We start from the raw sequence: 18,229 nt of genomic DNA on the forward strand, positions 1-18,229 counted from the left end.
AACAAAAAGATCTTTGACCGCCCTGTGCCCGTTCTTAGAGCGGCGTGTGAATCCTCGTTCACGGGGTTCTTCGCGCCTTCCGTGCGATCTTTCAGGCCAGACTGGTCGCGTGAGCCGCATATTGGTCGTAGATGATGAGCCCTATCTCGCCGATCTCGTCGCCACCGCCCTGCGCTACGAGGGATTCGAGACGGCGATCGCCGGAACGGGGGCCGCGGCGGTTGCGCTGGCCCGTGCCTTCGACCCCGACCTGATCGTCCTGGACGTGATGCTGCCCGACGTGCTCGGCACGGAGGTCTGCCGTCGGATCAGGAGCACGGGCTCACAGGCGCCGGTGGTCTTCCTCACCGCCCGCGACGCCACCGAGGACAAGATCAGCGGACTGACCGTGGGGGGCGACGACTACGTCACCAAGCCGTTCAGCCTGGAGGAGCTGATCGCCCGGATAAGGGCCGTGCTGCGGCGGACCAGGCGGACGGACCCGGGCGGCGGCAGGCTGACCTTCGCCGACCTGGTCGTCGACGAGGACGCCCACGAGGTGCGGCGGGACGGCCGCCGCGTCGACCTCACCCCGACGGAGTTCAAGCTGCTGCGCTTCCTGGCGCTCAACGCGGGAAGGGTCGTCTCCAAGCGGCAGATCCTCGACCACGTCTGGGAGTACGACTTCGGCGGCAACGACGGGATCGTGCAGACCTACGTCAGCTACCTGCGCCGCAAGGTCGACGCCTTCGACCCGCCCCTCATCCACACCGTGCCCAGGGTGGGATACGTCCTGCGCCTGCCGAGGGAGGACTGATGTCGCTGCGGGTCCGCCTCGTGCTGACCGCCGTCGTCCTGGTCGCCCTCGCGCTGGGCATGGCGGCGGGGGCGACGTTCGGCGCGTTGCAGGACTGGCGCGGGCCCGGCGGCTCCCGGCTGCTCGCCCTGACCACGCCGCAGGCGCTGGAGGCGGCCTCCGACGAGCTGACCGAGCGCATCGCCTACGTCATGATCGGTTCGTCGCTGTTCGCGCTGGTCTGCCTGACCCTCCTGGCGGCGCACCTCGTCCACCGGGGCCTGCGCCCGCTGGAGCGCATCGTCGAGACCGCGGCCGCCATCGCCGGGGGCGACCTCGGCCGCCGGGTCGAGACGGCGCCGCTCACCGGGGAGGTGGGCCGTCTCGGTCACGCGCTCAACCAGATGCTCGCCCAGATCGAGGACGCCTTCCGCGAGCGGGAGGCGTCGCAGGACCGGCTGCGCCGCTTCGTCGCCGACGCCTCCCACGAACTGCGCACCCCGATCGCCTCTGTCAGGGGGTACGCCGAGCTGTTCCGGCGCGGCGCGGCCACCAGGCCGGAGGACCTGGCCAAGGCCATGAGCAGGATCGAGGCGGAGGCCACCCGGATGGGCTCGCTGGTGGACGAGATGCTGCTGCTGGCCAGGCTGGACCAGGGCCGTCCCCTTGAGCGCGCCCCGGTCGAGCTGACCGCCCTGGCGGCCGACGCGATCGCCGACACCCTGGCCATCGAACCGCTCAGACCGCTGTCGCTGGAGTGCGAAGGACCGGTCGAGGTGCTCGGCGACGCCGCCAGGATCCGCCAGATCGTCGGCAACCTGCTCGCCAACGTGCTCAGCCACACCCCGGAGGGGACTCCGGCGGTCGTCAGGATCACGGCCGAGGCCCCGCACGCCGTGATCGAGGTGGCCGACGAGGGGGCGGGGCTCACCGAGGAGCAGGCCGCCCTGGTCTTCGAACGCTTCCACCGGGGAGAGCACGCCCGCGGCGGTGCCCGCCGTCAGGGGGGCGCGGGCCTCGGGCTGTCGATCGTCGCCGCCGTCGCCGCCGCGCACGGCGGCGACGCCGGGGCGACCTCCGGCCCCGGCGAGGGGGCGACGTTCCGGGTACGGCTCCCGCTCAGGCCACCAGCCAGCGGAGCCCAGCGGTGACGACGGCCGCCGTCGCGATCACCACCAGGAAGGGCGCGCGCAGCAGCAGCGCCACGACGGCCGCTCCCAGCCCCGCGGTACGCGGCCAGTCCACCAGCAGCGACTGGCCGTGCGCGAAGGTCTGCACCGCGATCAGCGCGGCCAGCAGCGCCACCGGGACCAGCGCCGCGAAGCGCTGCACCCGCGGGTGGTCGAGCAGCCTGCGCGGCGCGGACAGCCCGGCCAGCTTCAGCGCGTAGCACCCCGCGCAGGTGGCGATCACAGCCCACCACACAGCGCTCACCGGGGCCTCCTCATGATCACGGCGAGCGCGGCGACCGCCGCGATGAGCACGGGCACGCCGGGCGGGGTGAACGGGGTCGCGGCCAGCGCGATCGCCGCGCCGCCCGCCGCGATCGTCCGCAGCGTGCGGGTCTCCGGGCCGTCGCCGGTGAGCCTGGGCCACAGGATCGCGAGGAACGTCGCGGGACCGACCGCGTCCAGGCCGAGCACGGCCGGGTCGGAGATCCAGGAGGTCCCCACCGCGCCCAGCAGGGTGGTGAGGTTCCAGGTCAGGTAGAGGCTGGCGAACGTGACGGCGAAGCCCGTCCTGGCCGACTCGTCGTCCGGCTGGGCCATGGCCACCGCGGTCGTCTCGTCGATCACGCCATGGGCCATGAGGAACCTGCGCCCGCCCCTGGCCCCCAGCACGTCGGCCATGCGCAGGCCGTACAGGCTGTTGCGGCCTCCGAGCAGCAGCGCGCCCGCGGTGCCCGCGACGAGGTTCCCGCCGCCCGCGACGACGCCGACCATGGCGAACTGCGAGGCGCCGGTGAAGGCGAACAGGCTCAGCACGCACGCCTGCGTGACGCTCAGTCCCGCGGTGACCGCGCTGGCGCCGAAGGCGAGCCCGGCCAGTCCGACGGCGATCCCCACTCCCAGTCCGTCCCTGATTGCTGAGGAACGAGTGGATGTTTCCATGTGGACGAGGTTATGTCCGGCTTCAGGGCCGGGTCTTGTACGTTCCTGCACGTTGGTACGCGGCAGGGGGAACGCCCACCATCCGTTTGAAGTGCCTGGTCAGGTGGGCCTGGTCGGTGAACCCCACATCGCCGGCGACCTGCGAGGGCGGCACGCCGGAGTCGAGCAGTCCGCGGGCCCGCTGGACTCGCAGCGTGTTCAGGTAGGCGTGCGGAGGCAGCCCCGTCGCCGCCTTGAACGCCCGGATGAGGGCGAACGGCTTCGACCGTACGGCCAGCGCCAGATCCTCCAGCGTGGGCGGGTCGACGAGCCGCTCGTGCAGGATCTCCCGCGCGAGCCGGACCGCCCTGGGGTCGTCGGACAGCTGCGTCTCCGGTGGCAGGCGGCCCGCGTGGTGTCGCAGCAGCGTGCCGAAGGCCGCGCGGGCCAGTGTCGAGGAGGCCAGGTCGTCGCCGCGCTCGGCGGCGTCGTGCGCGGCCCTCAGCAGCGTCGCGCTGTGCGGGTTCGAGACGACGGCCTCGGGGAAGTACGGCGTGCCGCGCCCGGCGAGCAGCTCGGCGGCGATCTCGGCGATGACCTCGACCGAGGGGTAGAGCATCCGGTAGGCCCAGCCGTCCGGCTCGCCCGCGTGCCCGGTGTGCGCCTGCTCGGGGTCGACGAGAACCACGCTTCCCGCGCCCGCGCGGTGCCGGGCGCCCCGGTAGTCGAACTCCTCGACGCCGGACACGATCACCCCGATGGCGTATCCGTCGTGCGCGTGCCGGGTGAACCTGTGGGTCACGTATCTGGCCCTGAGCAGGTCGACCCCGGGCAGCGCCGGGTTTCGCCAGAAGCGCGCGGCCTCCGGCTCCGCCCCGAGGCCGGTCTCCGGCCCGGCCTCCCGGCCCGCCCCGGGCCAGGTCTCCTGTCTCGCTCCCAGTCCTGTCTCCCGGCCCGCCCCCAGGCCCGTCACGGTCTGAAGGTCTCGGTGAACCTGTCGAAGAACGTCCGGTCCCACTCGGACTCGGGGCTCTCCCAGTAGATCGCGTAGGGACGGCCGGCGGCCGTGCGGAACCCCCGGTCCAGGACGTGGGTCCGGACGCCGTTCTTCAGGTAGGTGAACTCCCAGTCGGCAGCCTCCAGCCCACGATATCTCCGCGGGGTGATGCCGACCCGTTCGTACCCCGGCCAGAGCTTCCTGGCCAGCCCGCCCTTCTCGACCTTCTCCCAGTGCCTGACCGGGTCCGTCTCCGGGTCCTCCGTCGACTCGATCCACAGGAAGGCGTCCGACCCCGGAGCCCTGAACTCCACCCGGTCGCGCCCGGCGGAGCGCTTGGTCGTCCAGCCGCGCGGCATCCCCACGCTGAAGCCGAGCGGGTCGCGGTAGAGCTGCCAGCCGTCGGGAAGCTGGGTCGGACGGCCCGAGGCGGTGGGACGGGAGGTCCTGGACGGCTTGGGCGACCTGGAAGGGGAGACCGTCGTGCCGGGGACCGCGGCGGTGGCCGTCGGCGAGGTCGGGACGTCCCCCGGCTCGCCCCCCAGGTTGCGGAGCACCAGCCATCCGCCGACCCCGACCGCCAGGGCGAGCACGGGCGCGCCCACCATGAGGGCCGTCCGCCGGGTGGCGGGACGCCGCCGCGCCGACGTGGGGTCGTCGTCCGAGGCGTGCTGCCCCCGCCGCGTCCTGGGGCCGGGGTACGGCTGCTCGGCGGGCTGGAAGGGCTGCCCCGCCTGGGCGGAGGGGTCCGGGAAGGACGGCTGGAACGGGTCGGCGCCGGGGAGCGGGTGCTCCGTCCTGGTCGGGCTGTGGGGGTGGAGCGACTGGAACGGGTCGTTCGTGGCCGGCGTCCGCCCCGCGTGCGGGAGGTCGCCGTGGTGCGGCTGGCCGGAGGGGTGGGTGAGCTGGAAGGGCAGCCCACCGTGGGTGGGGCCGGTGCGCGGCGAGTGCCCCTGGCCGTGGGGGAGGGGCGGCTGCCCCCCGTGCTGGGGAGGGCCGTGCTGGGGAAGCCAGGCGGTGGGCGGCACGCCCGCGGGACGCGGCGCCTCCCCGGCGTACCTGGCGTCCGCGGCGTACCGGGCCTCTTCGGCGCGGCGTCGCTCCACGGCGTACTGGTTGCCCGCGTAGGGGTCCCCGGCGTGCGGGGTTCCGGCGTGCGGGGCGGCGCCGTACGCCTCCACGCCGTGCGACCCGTACGCCTGCGCGCCGTACGGGGCGCCGGTGTGGGGGTCCCCGGCGTGAGGTGCTCCGTTGTGGGGCGCTCCGGCGTACGACGCGGCGCCGTAGGGTCCCGCGTCGTACGCCGGCTGCCCGGTCTGCGGCTGCCCCGCGTGCGGCGCACGGCCGTGGTGGGCGGCCGGGCCCGCCTGCGCGGACCGGTCGCCCGTGGCGGCCCCGCCGGGGAGGCGGTCCGCCGAGGCGCGGGTGAGCAGGGCCTCGGCCTCGTCGGCGGACATCCGGGCGGCGGGCTCCCTGGCCATCAGGCCGAGGATCGCGGAGGCGAGAGGCCCGCTGTGCGACATGGGGCTGGGCTCGCCGTTCAGGACCGCCATCATGGTCGCCGCGGCCGTCGGGCGCTCGAACGGCGGATGCCCCTCCAGGGCCGCGTACAGCGTCGCCCCCAGGGACCACAGGTCGGACTCGGGGGTCGCGGACATCCCGTGGAGCCGTTCGGGGGGAAGGAAGGCGGGGGTGCCGACCATCCCGCCGGTGCGGGTGATCCCGGTCTCCTGCGTCATCGAGGCGATGCCGAAGTCGGTCAGCACCACCCGGCCGTCGTCGGCCAGCAGCACGTTCTCCGGCTTGACGTCACGGTGCAGCACCCCCGCGGCGTGCGCCGCCCGCAGCGCGCCCAGCACGTGCAGCCCGACCGAGGCGACCCGATCAGGGGAGAGCGGCCCCGCCTGGCGCACGACCTCGCCCAGGGAGCGCGACCGGACCAGCTGCATGACGATCCACGGCCTGCCCTCCTCCTCGACCACGTCGTGCACGATGATCACAGAGGGGTGGTCGAGCCGCCCCGCGGTCTTCGCCTCCCGGATCGTCCGCCGGTTCAGGTCGACGCGCGCCGCCTCGTCGACCCCCCGGTAGCGAACCTCCTTGACCGCGACGATCCGGTCGAGAAGCTCGTCGTGGGACCGCCAGACGACGCCCATCCCGCCTTCGCCGATGGGTTCCAGCAGGCGGTATCGGCCCGCCACCTTCCGTTCGGTCATTCTCCCCGCCCCTCCCAAACCAACGCATCGTAGCCGGTCAGGACGCTTCCCTACTTTTTCGAGGAGAAGGTCGCGGTGAACCCCTTGAAGAGACCCAGGTTCTTGTCCCACTCGTCGGCCCGAGTGTGCCAGTAGATCGCGTATCCCCGGCCGCCCTCGGTGATGAATCCCCGGTCGATCACCCGTGCCTTGCCGGAACTCATGTTCCAGGTGAACTCCCAGTCGGCGGCCTTCTTCATGTAGTCGACCTTGTCGATCCGGACGCGCTTGTAGCCGTTGAAGGAGCTCCGGCTGTAGCGCTCCTGCTCCTGCCAGTCCTTCTTCGGGTCGGAGCTGGGGTTCTCGGTGTACTCGATCAGCAGGTAGCTCACCCGGTCGGGACCGCGGAACCACACCGACTGCCCGGAGCGCCGGTCCACGCCCCATCCCTTCGGCAGGCCGACGGAGAACCCGTTGCCGTCCTTGTGCGTGTGCCAGCCGTCGGGGAGCTTGGAGTCCTTCTCCTTCTTGGTCGGGCTGGGACTCGGGCTGTCGCCCGAGGAGGGCTCGGAGGTGGGCTTCCCGCTCGTCTCGGCGGGCAGGCCGGACCCGTTCGGCTCGCTGGGGCGCGGCGCGGGCAGACCGCCCGTCGTCTGGCCGGAACGCATCCCGAGCCATCCCGCGACGAGTCCGACGATCACGAGCGCGGGCACGATGAGCAGCAGGGCCCGCCTCAGCGGCGACCTGGAGGGCTCCTCCGGCACTCCCGAGGGAGACGTGGCGAGATACTCCTCCATCGGCACGGCCCGGGGGGAGGAGGGCTTGAGGTCGGCGAGGAGGTCCCGGCTGGGGACGGGCGCGACCCCGGCCGGGGACTCCTGGACCCGGCGCACCGGAGGGACGGGCTCGCGCCCCGCCTTGGCGGCGGGAGCCGGGGCCGGGCGGGGGACGGGGGCGGAGACAGGGGTCCGGATCCGCGCCGGGGCGGACGCGGGACGCCCGGCCTGCCCGGACACCGGATCGGGTTTCCGCGGCGCCTGGGCCGGGCCGGGAACGGGTTTCCGCGGCGGCGTCCTGACCGGTCCGGGAGGGGAGACGGCTCCGGAGGCGGAGTCCGCCCCCGGAACCGGCGCAGGCTTCGAGGCGGGCGCCGACCCCGGTCGCCGGCCCTGCTCCCGAGGCTCCCGAGGCTCCCGCTCCGCGGGCTCGGCCGTCTCGGGCCGTCGCGCCGGGGCGTCCTGCGCGGGGGAGCCGAGCTTCACTCCCGTCGCGGGCAGGTCCTCCGCGCGGTACTGGATCCCCGGGTCGGTCTCGGCCGTCGCCGCGCTCGTCCCCGGATCCGCGTCCACGGGCGTCGGCGCGGGGGTGACGGCCACCGAGGGCATGACGGCCGTCCTGGCGGGCCGCCGCTGCCTGTCGTCGTCCTCGACCACCTCGCGCAGCAGCCGCGAGGCCTCCTCGTAGGACATCCGCAGCTCAGGGTCCTTGCGGAGCAGCCCCTCGAGGACGGGGGTGAGCCGCCCCGCGTTCACCGGGGGCTCGGGTTCGTCGTTCAGCACGGCGTGCATGGTCGGCAGCGCCCCGCCCCGGTCGTGCGGGGGCTTGCCCTCGACGGCCGCGTACAGCGTGGCCCCGAGGGACCACAGGTCCGACTCGCGCTGCGCGCTGGCGCCCTTGATCCGCTCAGGCGGGATGAACGCGGGCGTGCCCGCGATCCCGGTCATGGTCAGCGCGGTCTCCGCCTCCAGCGTCGCGATGCCGAAGTCGGTCAGCACCACCCGGCCGTCGTCGGCCAGCAGCACGTTCTCCGGTTTGACGTCACGGTGCAGCACCCCCTGGGCGTGGGCGGCGCGCAGCGCCTCCAGCACCGCCAGCCCGATCTCGGCGACCCGCTTGGCGGGCAACGGCCCGTCCTGGCGCAGGACCCTGCCGAGCGAGCGGGACTCCACCAGCTGCATGACGATCCAGGGCCTGCCGTCCTCCTCGACCACGTCGTGGACGACGACCACGTTCGGGTGCGTCAGCCGTCCAGCGGCACGCGCCTCGCGCTTGGTGCGCCGGTTGAAGTCCTCCTGGTTGTCCTCGCCGAGAGAGTCGGCGTAGCGGACCTCCTTGACCGCGACCTCCCGGTCGAGGAGCTCGTCGTGCGCCCGCCAGACGATGCCCATGCCACCCCGGCCGATGGGTTCGAGCAGGTGGTAGCGGGAGGCAACGCGACGTCCCTCAGGCTGTGCTTCGGCCATCAACCGCACCTACCCCTTTCTAAACCCCCGAATACTCTCATAGGCCGAGGTGGGTGATCGACTCTCCTGGGATCTGGAAGTCCGTACCCACGGAGGTGTTGACCTGCAAGTGGCGTCTGGGGCTGAGATGCCCTATCGTCGTTTTCATGACTAGCTATTCCGTGTTTATCGAGCCGGCTCCGAGGAGCCGGTCGTGACAGCGTGACGTAGCGACCGTTCGGAGCCGGCAGGGGCAGAGACGCCACAGTCTCTGCCTTTTTTGTTTCTTACGATTCGCCGGACCACGGGATGTGCGCGCCGGCTGAGCATGGGGAGCCGAGATGTCGTTGACCGCACACCTGGAGCGCGGCGCCGTACAGGTGGGGACGCTCACGGTGGGGGCCGGACCGGCCGTGGTGATCGGCGGAGCGGGGGCGGACGCCCGCTGGGTCAGCCTGCGCGACCACCACGGGCGGGTGCCCGCGGCGGAGACCGTCGCCGCGGTCCGCGCGGAGTGGGCCGGGCCGATCCTGGTCGAGCCGTTCTCCGCGGCCGACCTGCCGGAGATCGTCGCCGACGTCGAAGGGGTGATCGTCGGCGCGGCCTGGATGCAGGACTTCCAGCTGGTCAGGGCGGTCGCCAGGCTCGGCCTGCCGGTGGTGGTCCAGCGCGGTCCCGCCGCGACCCTGGAGGAGTGGCTCGCCATCGCCGACTACTGCGTCGCCGAGGGCAACGACCGGGTGGTGCTCTGCGAGAGCGGCAGCCGTACGCACCAGGCGGGGATCACCCTCGACCTGGCCCTGATGCGGGAGGCGAGGCGACGTTCCGGGCGTCCTGTCCTGGCCGACCTCGGCGAGGAGCCCGCCCTGGCCGCGGCGGCCGTCGCGGCGGGGGCCGACGGGCTCCTGCTGGCCCAGGACGCCGCCGAGCGGACCGCCCTCGCCGCGCAGGAGGCCGTGCGGATCGTCGGAGCGGTCACCCGATCCGAGGTCCCCGACTCCGTCCTGGCCGCGCGGAGCGCCATCGACCGCGTCGACGCGGCCCTCGCGGTCCTCCTGGAGCGCCGCGCCGAGCTCGCGGGCACCATCCAGCGCCTCAAGCCCGTCGGCGGCTTCGCCGGCCGTGACATGGACCGCGAGCGCCGCCTGGTCGAGGAGATGGCCCGCAGGGCCCCGACCCTGGGCGAGGCGCGGCTCGCGTCCATCATGAACGCGGTCATCGAGGCGGGCCTGCACCTGGCGGAGGAGCGGGCGGCGAACGCCCAGGCCTAGGGCCTGCGCCCGCCACGGCCGAGAGGACGTCGTGTCCTGTCCGGAGAGCGGCTGGTCCGCACCCGGACGGGACACGGAGGGCGTCCGCTCCGGACCGGGCCCGTGCGCGGCGGGGCGGGGGAGGGGACTCACGTCTCCAGGCCGAGTCCGGGGTCCAGGCGGCGCCGGGCGGTGGCGGCCAGCCGGGACAGGCGGGCGGTCTCCTCGGTGAGGACCTCGCGGCCGTGCCCGGTCAGGTCGTAGTAGCGGCGGTGGCGGCCCCCGACGACCTCCTCGCCCACCACGGCCACCAGGCCGTCGGCCGCCAGCCGGTCGAGCGCGCCGTAGAGGGTGCCCGCGCCGAGCCGTACCCGCTCCTCGGACAGCTCCCGAACCGTTTTGATCACGCCGTATCCGTGCAGGGGGCCCTCGGAGAGGGCCAGCAGGATCAGATAGCTCTGCTCGCGTAAGGCCACATTCGATATATATCGTGTAACGTACTATTGATCAAGGGGTGACCGGTCGCGGCGGGAGGAGACGATCCGCCACCCGGCGGTGATGGCGACCGCCAGCAGCGGGATGCAGAGGAAGGCGACGCGCTGGTCGGCGTCCGCGAACGGCATGAGGAGCACGACCAGCGCCAGGAAGCCCAGGGTGAGCCAGTTGCTGTACGGCGAGCCCGGCATCCGGAAGCGCGGGCGTTCCAGCAGGCCCCGCTCGGCGGCCTGGCGGAGGCGGAGCTGGCAGAAGACGAGGGCGCCCCAGGTGGTGATCACGCCGAGGGAGGCGACCGCGGTCGCGATGTTGAAGGCGCGTTCCGGTACGAAGTAGTAGAGGGCGACCCCGGACAACAGCACGCCCGCCGTGATGAGGATGCCGCCGTAGGGGACGTGGCGGGAGCCGAGATGCCCGGCGAAGGCGGGGGCCTCGCCCCTGAGGGCCATGGCCCGCAGGATGCGCCCCGTCGAGTACAGGCCCGAGTTGCACGACGACATGGCCGCGGTGATCACGACGAGGTTCATGGCGTCCGCCGCCCAGGGGGCGCCGAGGGCGGTGAAGACCGTCACGAACGGCGACTGGCCCGGGCCGTACGCGGTCCACGGCAGGACCATCGCGAGCAGCAGGACCGAGCCGACGTAGAAGATCGCGATCCGCCAGACCACACCGTTGATCGCCCTGGGCATGATCTCCCTGGGATTCCTGGTCTCGCCCGCGGCGATGCCGACCAGCTCGATCGAGGCGTAGGCGAAGACCACCGACTGCAGGCTCATCAGGACCACCGGGAACCCGTTGGGCAGGAAACCGCCGTGGTCGACGAGGTTGCCGACCCCCGCGGTGCTCCCGCCCAGGGACGTCCCGAAGATCACCAGCGTCAGCCCGACCACCAGGAACGCGCATATGGCCAGCACCTTGAGCATGGCGAACCAGAACTCCAGCTCGCCGAAGAGCCGCACCGACAGCAGGTTGACCACCAGCACGAACGCCAGCGCGACGAGCGCGGTGACCCAGCGGGGGAACTGCGGGGCCCACAGGCCCACGTACGTGGAGATCGCGGTCAGTTCCGCGATGCCGGTGAAGGCCCAGTTGAGCCAGTACATCCAGCCGCTGGCGAAGGCGGCCCACGGCCCGACGAAGTCGGCGGCGTAGTCTACGAAGGAGCCCGAGGTGGGCCTGTACAGCACCAGCTCGCCGAGGGCCCGCATGACGAAGAACGCCGCGAGCCCGGCGGTCGCGTACGACAGCACGAGCGCGGGGCCCGCCGCCTGGAGCCGCCCGCCGGAGCCGAGGAAGAGGCCCACGCCGATCGCGCCGCCGATCGCTATCATCTGCACCTGGCGATTGCCGAGCGCGTGGCTGTAGCCCTCGTCGGTCCTCATGGCTTCCCCCCGTTTGCCCCGCCTGGAAACGATGTTACGGACAGTATCCAATCGTCACTCCACGTGCAGGGCGTCGGGTGCCCCCAAAGGGCGGCGAACGGCGTAGGCTTCCCACGCCGACACGCGACTAGGGGGAGGAACGAGGCCGCATGTCCGACTCGTTTGTGCATCTTCACGTTCACACGGAGTACTCCATGCTCGATGGAGCCGCCCGTCTGAAGCAGATGTTCAAACAGGTCGGAGACCTGGGCATGCCCGCCATCGCGATGACCGACCACGGCAACATGCACGGCGCCTACGACTTCTACAGGCAGGCGACCGGCGCCGGGATCAAGCCGATCATCGGCATCGAGGCCTACGTCGCCCCGGCCTCCAGGCACCAGAAGAAGCCGGTGCTGTGGGGTGAGCCGCACCAGAAGCGCGACGACGTCTCCGCGGGCGGCTACTACACCCACATGACGATCTGGGCGCGCAACGAGCGCGGCCTGAAGAACCTGATGAAGCTCTCCTCGCGCGCCTACACCGAGGGCTTCGTCCGCAAGTGGGCCCGGATGGACGCCGAGACCCTCGCCGAGCACTCCGAGGGGCTGATGGCCACGACCGGCTGTCCGTCCGGCGAGGTGCAGACCCGCCTGCGCCTGGGCCAGTACGACGAGGCGGTCGCGGCGGCGGCGAAGTTCCAGGAGCTGTTCGGCAAGGACAACTACTACCTGGAGGTCATGGACCACGGGCTCGACATCGAGCGCCGGGTCCGCGACGGGCTGACCCGCATCTCCAGGGAGCTGAACATCCCGCCGCTGGTCACCAACGACTCCCACTACACCTACGAGTCGGACGCGACCTCCCACGACGCGTTGCTGTGCATCCAGACCGGCAAGCAGTTGTCCGACCCCGACCGGTTCCGCTTCGACGGCAGCGGCTACTACATCAAGTCCGCCGACGAGATGCGCGCGGTCGACTCCTCCGACCTGTGGGCCGAGGGGTGCCGCAACACGCTGCTGGTCGCCGAGAAGGTCGACCCGACCGGCATGTTCGGCTTCAAGAACCTGATGCCGACCTTCCCCGTGCCCGAGGGGCAGACCGAGGAGAGCTGGTTCCGCGAGGAGATCCGGCGGGGCATGGACCGCCGTTTCCCCGAGGGCGTCGACGAGGTCCATCAGAAGCAGATCGACTACGAGATGGACATCATCCTGCAGATGGGGTTCCCCTCGTACTTCCTCGTGGTCGCCGACTTCATCATGTGGGCCAAGAACAACGGCATCCGGGTCGGCCCCGGGCGTGGTTCCGCGGCGGGCTCCCTGGCCGCCTACGCGCTGGGCATCACCGACCTCGACCCGCTGCCGCACGGCCTGATCTTCGAGCGGTTCCTCAACCCCGACCGCGTCTCCATGCCCGACGTCGACATCGACTTCGACGAGCGTCGCCGCGGTGACGTGATCCGCTACGTGACGGAGAAGTACGGCGCCGACAAGGTCGCCATGATCGCCACCTTCGGCACCATCAAGGCGAAAGCGGCCATCAAGGACGCGGCCCGCGTTCTGGGATACCCGTACGCGCTGGGCGACAAGGTGTCCAAGGCCTTCCCGCCCGCGGTGATGGGCAAGGACATCCCGCTGTCGGGCATCTTCGACTCCGCTCACCCCCGCTACAACGAGGCCGGCGAGCTGCGCAGGCTGTACGACGAGGACGTCGACGTCAAGTCGGCGATGGACCTCGGCAGGGGCCTGGAGGGGCTGATCCGGCAGACCGGCGTGCACGCCGCGGGCGTCATCATGTCCTCGGAGGTGCTGACCGACTACATCCCGATCATGCGCCGCGACTCCGACGGTGTGATCATCACGCAGTTCGACTACCCGACCTGCGAGACGCTCGGCCTGCTGAAGATGGACTTCCTGGGCCTGCGCAACCTCACGATCATCGACGACTGCCTGAAGATGATCGAGGCCAACACCGGCACCGCGATCGACCTGCTCAAGCTCCCGCTGGACGACCGCAAGACCTACGAGCTGCTCGGCAGGGGCGACACCCTGGGGGTGTTCCAGCTGGACGGCGGCGGCATGCGCTCGCTGCTGCGGCTGATGAAGCCCGACAACTTCGAGGACATCTCCGCCGTCGGCGCGCTGTACCGCCCGGGCCCGATGGGCGCCAACTCCCACACCAACTACGCGCTGCGCAAGAACGGCCAGCAGGAGATCACCCCGATCCACGAGGAGTTCCGCGAGTCGCTGGAGGACATCCTCGGCACGACCTACGGTCTGATCGTCTATCAGGAGCAGGTCATGGCCATCGCGCAGAAGGTCGCCGGGTTCTCGCTCGGCAAAGCGGACCTTCTGCGCCGCGCGATGGGCAAGAAGAAGAAGGCCGAGCTGGACAAGCAGTTCGAGTCCTTCGAGCAGGGCATGAAGGACAACGGCTACTCCGCCGCGGCGATCAAGACCCTCTGGGACATCCTGCTGCCCTTCTCCGACTACGCCTTCAACAAGGCGCACAGCGCCGCCTACGGGCTGGTCTCCTACTGGACCGCGTACCTCAAGGCCAACTATCCGGCCGAGTACATGGCAGGTCTGCTGACCTCGGTCAAGGACGACAAGGACAAGTCGGCCCTCTACCTCAACGAGTGCCGCCGGATGGGCATCAAGGTGCTCCCGCCGGACGTCAACGACTCCGACTTCGACTTCACCCCGCGCGGCACCGACGTCCGCTTCGGCCTGTCGGCCATCCGCAACGTCGGCGGCAACGTGGTCGACGGGATCATCTCGGCGCGCAAGGACAAAAGCCGCTTCGCGGACTTCAAGGACTTCCTGCGCAAGGTCCCGATGATCGTCTGCAACAAGCGGGTCATCGAGTCGCTGATCAAGGCGGGCGCCTTCGACTCGTTCGCGCACGAGCGCAAGGGCCTGGTGATGGTCCACGAACAGGCCGTCGACAGCATCATCGGCATCAAGAAGAACGAGGCGCAGGGACAGGACTCGCTGTTCGGGGCGATCGAGGGGGCCGAGGACCAGACCTTCGACGTGCAGATCCCGCCGGGGGAGTGGGACAAGAACACCCTGCTGCAGTTCGAGCGGGAGATGCTGGGCCTGTACGTCTCCGACCACCCGCTCTTCGGCGTCGAGCACATCCTCGCCTCGGGCGCGGACTGCTCGGTCGCCGCGCTGCAGGACGAGCATCGTCCCGACGGCCAGGTCGTCACCGTCGGCGGCATCCTGTCCGGCGTTCAGCGCAAGGTCACCAAGAAGGGCGACACCTGGGTGCTGACCATGCTGGAGGACCTGGAGGGCGCCATCGAGGTGATGATCTTCCCCTCGGCCTACCAGCTCTGCGCGACGGTCCTGGCCGAGGACGCCATCGTCTTCGTCAAGGGCCGCCTGGACAAGCGCGAGGACGTCGGAAAGATCATCGCGATGGAGGTCACGGCCCCGGACCTGACCAGGGAGAGCGGCGGCCCGCTGCCGGTCAGCCTCCCGCTGGCCCGCTGCACCCCTCCGGTGATCGGACGCCTGAAGGAGGTCCTGACCGCGCACCCCGGCACGACCGAGGTCCACCTCCAGGTCCACAACGGCCCCAAGACCACCATCGTGCGCCTGGACGACCGCCTGCGGGTGGCCCCCTCCCCGGCGCTGATGGGCGACCTGAAGCAACTGCTCGGCCCCGCCTGCCTGGGGGCCTGACCCCGGGGGCGGGCTCCCGGCCCTGACGGGGGAGCGCCACGTCCTGAAAGCGGGCGGCCGGTCTGAGTTCCGGCCGCCCGTCCGCGTCGGTCCGGGTTCCGGTCACCCCTCTCCCCGTCGTCGCTCCGGGTTCCGGTCGCCTCTGCCCGCGTCGTCGGTCGGGGACCGGGACGGCCCTCCCGGGAGAGGGTTCCTGCGGCCGTTGATTTCCAGAAAAACGGTGCTTTTCCGGGCATTGGGCGATTTCCATGGAAAACATGTGGAAAACGGTGGGTTTCACGAACGTCGGATTTCAAGTTAGGAAACTTTCCTAACTTCCATTGACGTGCTCCCGGGCCGCTTGTCACGATGCCGGAGAGCGGCTTGGCGCGGCGTCCTCCGCGGGGACGTGACGCGCTCAGCGATGGATGTGCTGTCCCGGCCGCCTGTCGCACGGCGTCGCAGCCGACGCCGTGACCGTCGTCTCTCCCCCCATCAGGAGACAAGTCCGTGTCATCAACGACGCATCAATCCGTCCTCCGTTTCCCCCACAGCCGTCTTCTGGCCCCGTTCGCGGTGATCGTCCTCCTCGTGAGCGCCCTGGTCGCCACGGGCCGAGCCGACGCCGCCGAGACCCTGCTGTCGCAGGGCAGGCCCGCCGCCTCGTCGTCGAAGGAGAGCTCCTCCTACAGCTCGGGCAAGGCGGTCGACGGCGACCTCACCTCGACCCGCTGGGCCTCCCAGGAGGGCAGCGACCCCCAGTGGATCCGTGTCGACCTCGGCGCGGTCTCCTCGATCTCCCGCGTCAAGCTGTTCTGGGAGTCCGCGTACGGCAAGGCCTACAAGATCCAGGTCTCCGACGACGCCGCCGCCTGGACGACCGTCTACTCCACGAGCGACGGCGACGGCGGTCAGGACGACCTGACGGGCCTGTCGGGCTCCGGGCGCTACGTCCGCCTGTACGGCACCGCCAGAGGCACCGAGTACGGCTACTCCCTGTACGAGTTCCAGGTGTTCGGCGGCGGCGGATCCACGCCCAGCCCGACGCCGACGGCCACCGCGTCCCCCTCGCCGACCCCGACGGCGGGCGACAGCTTCGTCGTCGCGGCGGCCGGTGACATCGCCGAGCAGTGCACGGCCAGTTCGAGCTCCTGCGCCCACCCCAAGACCGCGGCGCGGGTCCAGGAGATGAACCCCGAGTTCGTCATCACCATGGGCGACAACCAGTACGACGACGCCCGCCTGTCCGACTTCCAGAACTACTACGACAAGACGTGGGGCAAGTTCAAGAGCAAGACCCGCCCCGCGGCGGGCAACCACGAGACCTACGACCCGGCGGGCGTCTACGCCGGATACAAGGGCTACTTCGGCTCCCTGGCCACCCCGAAGGGCAAGACCTACTACAGCTACGACCAGGGCAACTGGCACTTCATCGCCCTCGACTCCAACTACTTCGACCAGTCGGCCCAGATCAACTGGCTCAAGGCCGACCTGGCCGCCAACACCAGGGGGTGCATCGCCGCCTACTGGCACCACCCGCTGTTCAGCTCAGGCGAGCACGGCAACGACCCGGTGAGCAAGCCGGTCTGGAAGATCCTCTACGACGCCGGGGCCGACCTGGTGCTCAACGGCCACGACCACCACTACGAGCGCTTCGCCCCGCAGAACCCCGACGCCAAGGCCGACCCCAAGGGCATCGTGGAGATCCTCGGCGGGATGGGCGGCGCCTCGCCGTACAAGATCGAGAACGTGCAGCCGAACAGCCAGAAGCGACTGGTGAACACCTACGGCGTGCTGAAGCTGAACCTCGCCCCCGCCGCGTTCTCCTGGCAGCTGATCGGGACGGACGGCTCCGTCAAGGACACCGGCCCCACCTACGCCTGCCACTAGATGTACATCACGGCTAACGGCCGGACCGCGGACGGAGCACGCCCGCGGTCCCGGCTCTCCTGGACGGTTCCCGGGAACGTGCTCGCGCTCGGGGCGGTCAGCCTGGTCACCGACGTCTCCTCCGAGATGGTCACCGCCGTGCTGCCGCTCTACCTGACGCTCTTCCTGGGCCTCAGCCCCCTGCAGTTCGGCCTGCTCGACGGCCTGTCCTTCGGCGTGACGGCGATGGTCCGCCTCGCGGGAGGCAACCTCGCCGACCGGTGGCAGCGGCGCAAGCTCGTCGCCGGGATCGGCTACGGCCTGTCGGCACTGTGCAAACCCGCGCTGCTCGCCGTGGGAAGCTCGGTCGCGGCGCTGGGCGTGGTGATCGCCGCCGACCGGACCGGCAAGGGACTGCGGACCGCTCCGCGTGACGCCCTGATCTCGCTGAGCGTCCCGCCCGGCGAACTCGGGCGGGCGTTCGGCGCGCACCGCGCCATGGACACCCTCGGTGCGCTGCTCGGCCCGCTGGTGGCGTTCGCCGTCCTGGCGGGCACGGGCGGGGCCTACGACGCGGTGTTCATGGTCAGCTTCTGCGTGGCCGTGCTCGGCGTGCTGCTGCTGGTCATGTACGTCCGCGACCGGCGCACGCCCTCGCAGGGGCCGCGCCCGGACGCCTCCCCGCGCGCCGCGCTCGGGCTGCTGCGCGACGCGGCGTTCCTGCGGGTGTGCGTCGTGGCCGCGCTCCTCGGCCTGGTCACGGTCGGCGACGCGTTCGTCTACCTGCTGCTGCAGAAGCGCGGCGTCGTCGACGCGGAGTACTTCCCGCTGCTGTCGATCGGCACCGCCGCCGCCTACCTGCTGCTGGCCGTGCCCGTGGGACGGCTCGCCGACCGCCTCGGCCGGGTGCCGGTCTTCCTGGCGGGACACCTCGCGCTGGTCGCCGCCTATCTCGTGCTGCTCGGCCCGGGGTGGCTCGTCGCCGTGCTGGTGCTGCACGGAGCCTTCTACGCCGCGACCGACGGAGTGCTGATGGCCGTCGCGGGGCCGATGCTCCCCGCCCACCTGCGCACCAGCGGGATGGCCCTGCTGCAGACGGGCCAGGCGACGGCCAGGCTGCTGTCCTCCACGCTGTTCGGCGCGCTGTGGACGGTGTGGGGCAGCGCCCAGGGACTGTCCGTCATGGCGGCTGGGCTCGCGCTGTGCGTGCCCTGCGCCTGGTTCGTGCTGAGGAGGCACTCATGATCTGGCTCAGGCCGTCCGTTCCCGGGGTCGCCGACGCCCGCTCCGTGACGGGCGGGCGC

At 71.3% G+C, this 18,229-nt stretch carries 13 protein-coding genes; 6 read left to right on the forward strand and 7 right to left on the reverse strand.

The window, feature by feature from the left end; genetic code table 11:
• Nucleotides 1-109 precede the first annotated feature (109 nt).
• Both PKF00_RS20855 and PKF00_RS20860 read left to right on the forward strand, forming a co-directional pair.
• A complete protein-coding gene (locus PKF00_RS20855; RefSeq protein WP_271219260.1) occupies nt 110-796 on the forward strand; it encodes a response regulator transcription factor in 687 nt (228 codons plus the stop codon).
• Nucleotides 796-1,926, forward strand: a complete 1,131-nt coding sequence (locus PKF00_RS20860) for a sensor histidine kinase (RefSeq protein ID WP_271219261.1) — start codon at nt 796-798, stop codon at nt 1,924-1,926. The genes PKF00_RS20855 and PKF00_RS20860 overlap by 1 nt, the downstream gene beginning before the upstream one ends.
• Here the strand turns inward: PKF00_RS20860 and PKF00_RS20865 are convergent.
• Genes PKF00_RS20865 through PKF00_RS20885 form a run of 5 tightly spaced genes read right to left on the reverse strand, consistent with a single transcriptional unit; the run spans nt 1,895 to nt 8,300 of the window.
• On the reverse strand, nt 1,895-2,209 hold the full coding sequence (locus PKF00_RS20865) for an AzlD domain-containing protein (protein ID WP_271219262.1): 315 nt from the start codon (nt 2,207-2,209) through the stop codon (nt 1,895-1,897). The genes PKF00_RS20860 and PKF00_RS20865 overlap by 32 nt on opposite strands.
• Complete coding sequence (locus PKF00_RS20870; protein WP_271219263.1) at nt 2,206-2,886, reverse strand: AzlC family ABC transporter permease; 681 nt, start codon at nt 2,884-2,886, stop codon at nt 2,206-2,208. The genes PKF00_RS20865 and PKF00_RS20870 overlap by 4 nt, the downstream gene beginning before the upstream one ends.
• Before the next feature lie 22 nt (nt 2,887-2,908).
• Nucleotides 2,909-3,838 carry an AraC family transcriptional regulator gene (locus tag PKF00_RS20875; RefSeq protein WP_309298422.1) on the reverse strand — a complete coding sequence of 310 codons (930 nt, stop codon included), beginning with the start codon at nt 3,836-3,838 and terminating at the stop codon, nt 2,909-2,911.
• Nucleotides 3,835-6,078 carry a serine/threonine-protein kinase gene (locus tag PKF00_RS20880; RefSeq protein ID WP_271219264.1) on the reverse strand — a complete coding sequence of 748 codons (2,244 nt, stop codon included), beginning with the start codon at nt 6,076-6,078 and terminating at the stop codon, nt 3,835-3,837. The genes PKF00_RS20875 and PKF00_RS20880 overlap by 4 nt, the downstream gene beginning before the upstream one ends.
• A 50-nt stretch (nt 6,079-6,128) precedes the next feature.
• Nucleotides 6,129-8,300, reverse strand: coding sequence for a serine/threonine-protein kinase (locus PKF00_RS20885; RefSeq protein WP_271219265.1), 2,172 nt, complete (start codon nt 8,298-8,300; stop codon nt 6,129-6,131).
• Between the two features lie 320 nt (nt 8,301-8,620).
• Between PKF00_RS20885 and PKF00_RS44510 the strand changes: the two genes are divergently transcribed.
• The gene (locus PKF00_RS44510; protein ID WP_309298423.1) at nt 8,621-9,550 is read left to right on the forward strand and encodes a chorismate mutase; all 930 of its coding nucleotides are present in this window, start codon (nt 8,621-8,623) and stop codon (nt 9,548-9,550) included.
• Between the two features lie 128 nt (nt 9,551-9,678).
• Here the strand turns inward: PKF00_RS44510 and PKF00_RS20900 are convergent, their stop codons facing one another.
• Together PKF00_RS20900 and PKF00_RS20905 are read right to left on the reverse strand one after the other, a co-directional pair.
• Nucleotides 9,679-10,005, reverse strand: coding sequence for a PadR family transcriptional regulator (locus tag PKF00_RS20900; RefSeq protein ID WP_271219266.1), 327 nt, complete (start codon nt 10,003-10,005; stop codon nt 9,679-9,681).
• Nucleotides 10,006-10,029: 24 nt separating this feature from the next.
• Nucleotides 10,030-11,406, reverse strand: coding sequence for an amino acid permease (locus PKF00_RS20905; protein ID WP_271219267.1), 1,377 nt, complete (start codon nt 11,404-11,406; stop codon nt 10,030-10,032).
• A 149-nt stretch (nt 11,407-11,555) separates the two neighbouring features.
• Here PKF00_RS20905 and dnaE point away from each other — a divergent pair, with 149 nt between their 5' ends.
• The 3 genes from dnaE to PKF00_RS20920 all read left to right on the forward strand — a co-directional run bounded on the left by dnaE (nt 11,556) and on the right by PKF00_RS20920 (nt 18,170).
• Complete coding sequence (gene dnaE / locus PKF00_RS20910) at nt 11,556-15,077, forward strand: DNA polymerase III subunit alpha (RefSeq protein WP_271219268.1); 3,522 nt, start codon at nt 11,556-11,558, stop codon at nt 15,075-15,077.
• Between the two features lie 489 nt (nt 15,078-15,566).
• Nucleotides 15,567-16,946: a galactose-binding domain-containing protein gene (locus PKF00_RS20915; protein ID WP_271219269.1), complete on the forward strand. Its 1,380-nt coding sequence runs from the start codon at nt 15,567-15,569 to the stop codon at nt 16,944-16,946.
• Complete coding sequence (locus PKF00_RS20920; RefSeq protein ID WP_271219270.1) at nt 16,947-18,170, forward strand: MFS transporter; 1,224 nt, start codon at nt 16,947-16,949, stop codon at nt 18,168-18,170.
• Nucleotides 18,171-18,229 lie beyond the last annotated feature (59 nt).

Origin of the sequence: Streptosporangium carneum (assembly GCF_027922005.1) — a bacterium.
GTDB lineage: Bacteria > Actinomycetota > Actinomycetes > Streptosporangiales > Streptosporangiaceae > Streptosporangium > Streptosporangium carneum.

What these genes read in the sequence shown, in the direction of transcription:
- PKF00_RS20860 (WP_271219261.1), top strand. Translation starts at nt 796, where the DNA reads ATGTCGCTGCGGGTCCGCCTCGTGCTGACCGCCGTCGTCCTGGTCGCC.
- PKF00_RS20870 (WP_271219263.1), bottom strand. Translation starts at nt 2,886, where the DNA reads ATGGAAACATCCACTCGTTCCTCAGCAATCAGGGACGGACTGGGAGTG.
- PKF00_RS20880 (WP_271219264.1), bottom strand. Translation starts at nt 6,078, where the DNA reads ATGACCGAACGGAAGGTGGCGGGCCGATACCGCCTGCTGGAACCCATC.
- PKF00_RS20885 (WP_271219265.1), bottom strand. Translation starts at nt 8,300, where the DNA reads ATGGCCGAAGCACAGCCTGAGGGACGTCGCGTTGCCTCCCGCTACCAC.
- PKF00_RS44510 (WP_309298423.1), top strand. Translation starts at nt 8,621, where the DNA reads ATGTCGTTGACCGCACACCTGGAGCGCGGCGCCGTACAGGTGGGGACG.
- PKF00_RS20905 (WP_271219267.1), bottom strand. Translation starts at nt 11,406, where the DNA reads ATGAGGACCGACGAGGGCTACAGCCACGCGCTCGGCAATCGCCAGGTG.
- dnaE (WP_271219268.1), top strand. Translation starts at nt 11,556, where the DNA reads ATGTCCGACTCGTTTGTGCATCTTCACGTTCACACGGAGTACTCCATG.
- PKF00_RS20920 (WP_271219270.1), top strand. Translation starts at nt 16,947, where the DNA reads ATGTACATCACGGCTAACGGCCGGACCGCGGACGGAGCACGCCCGCGG.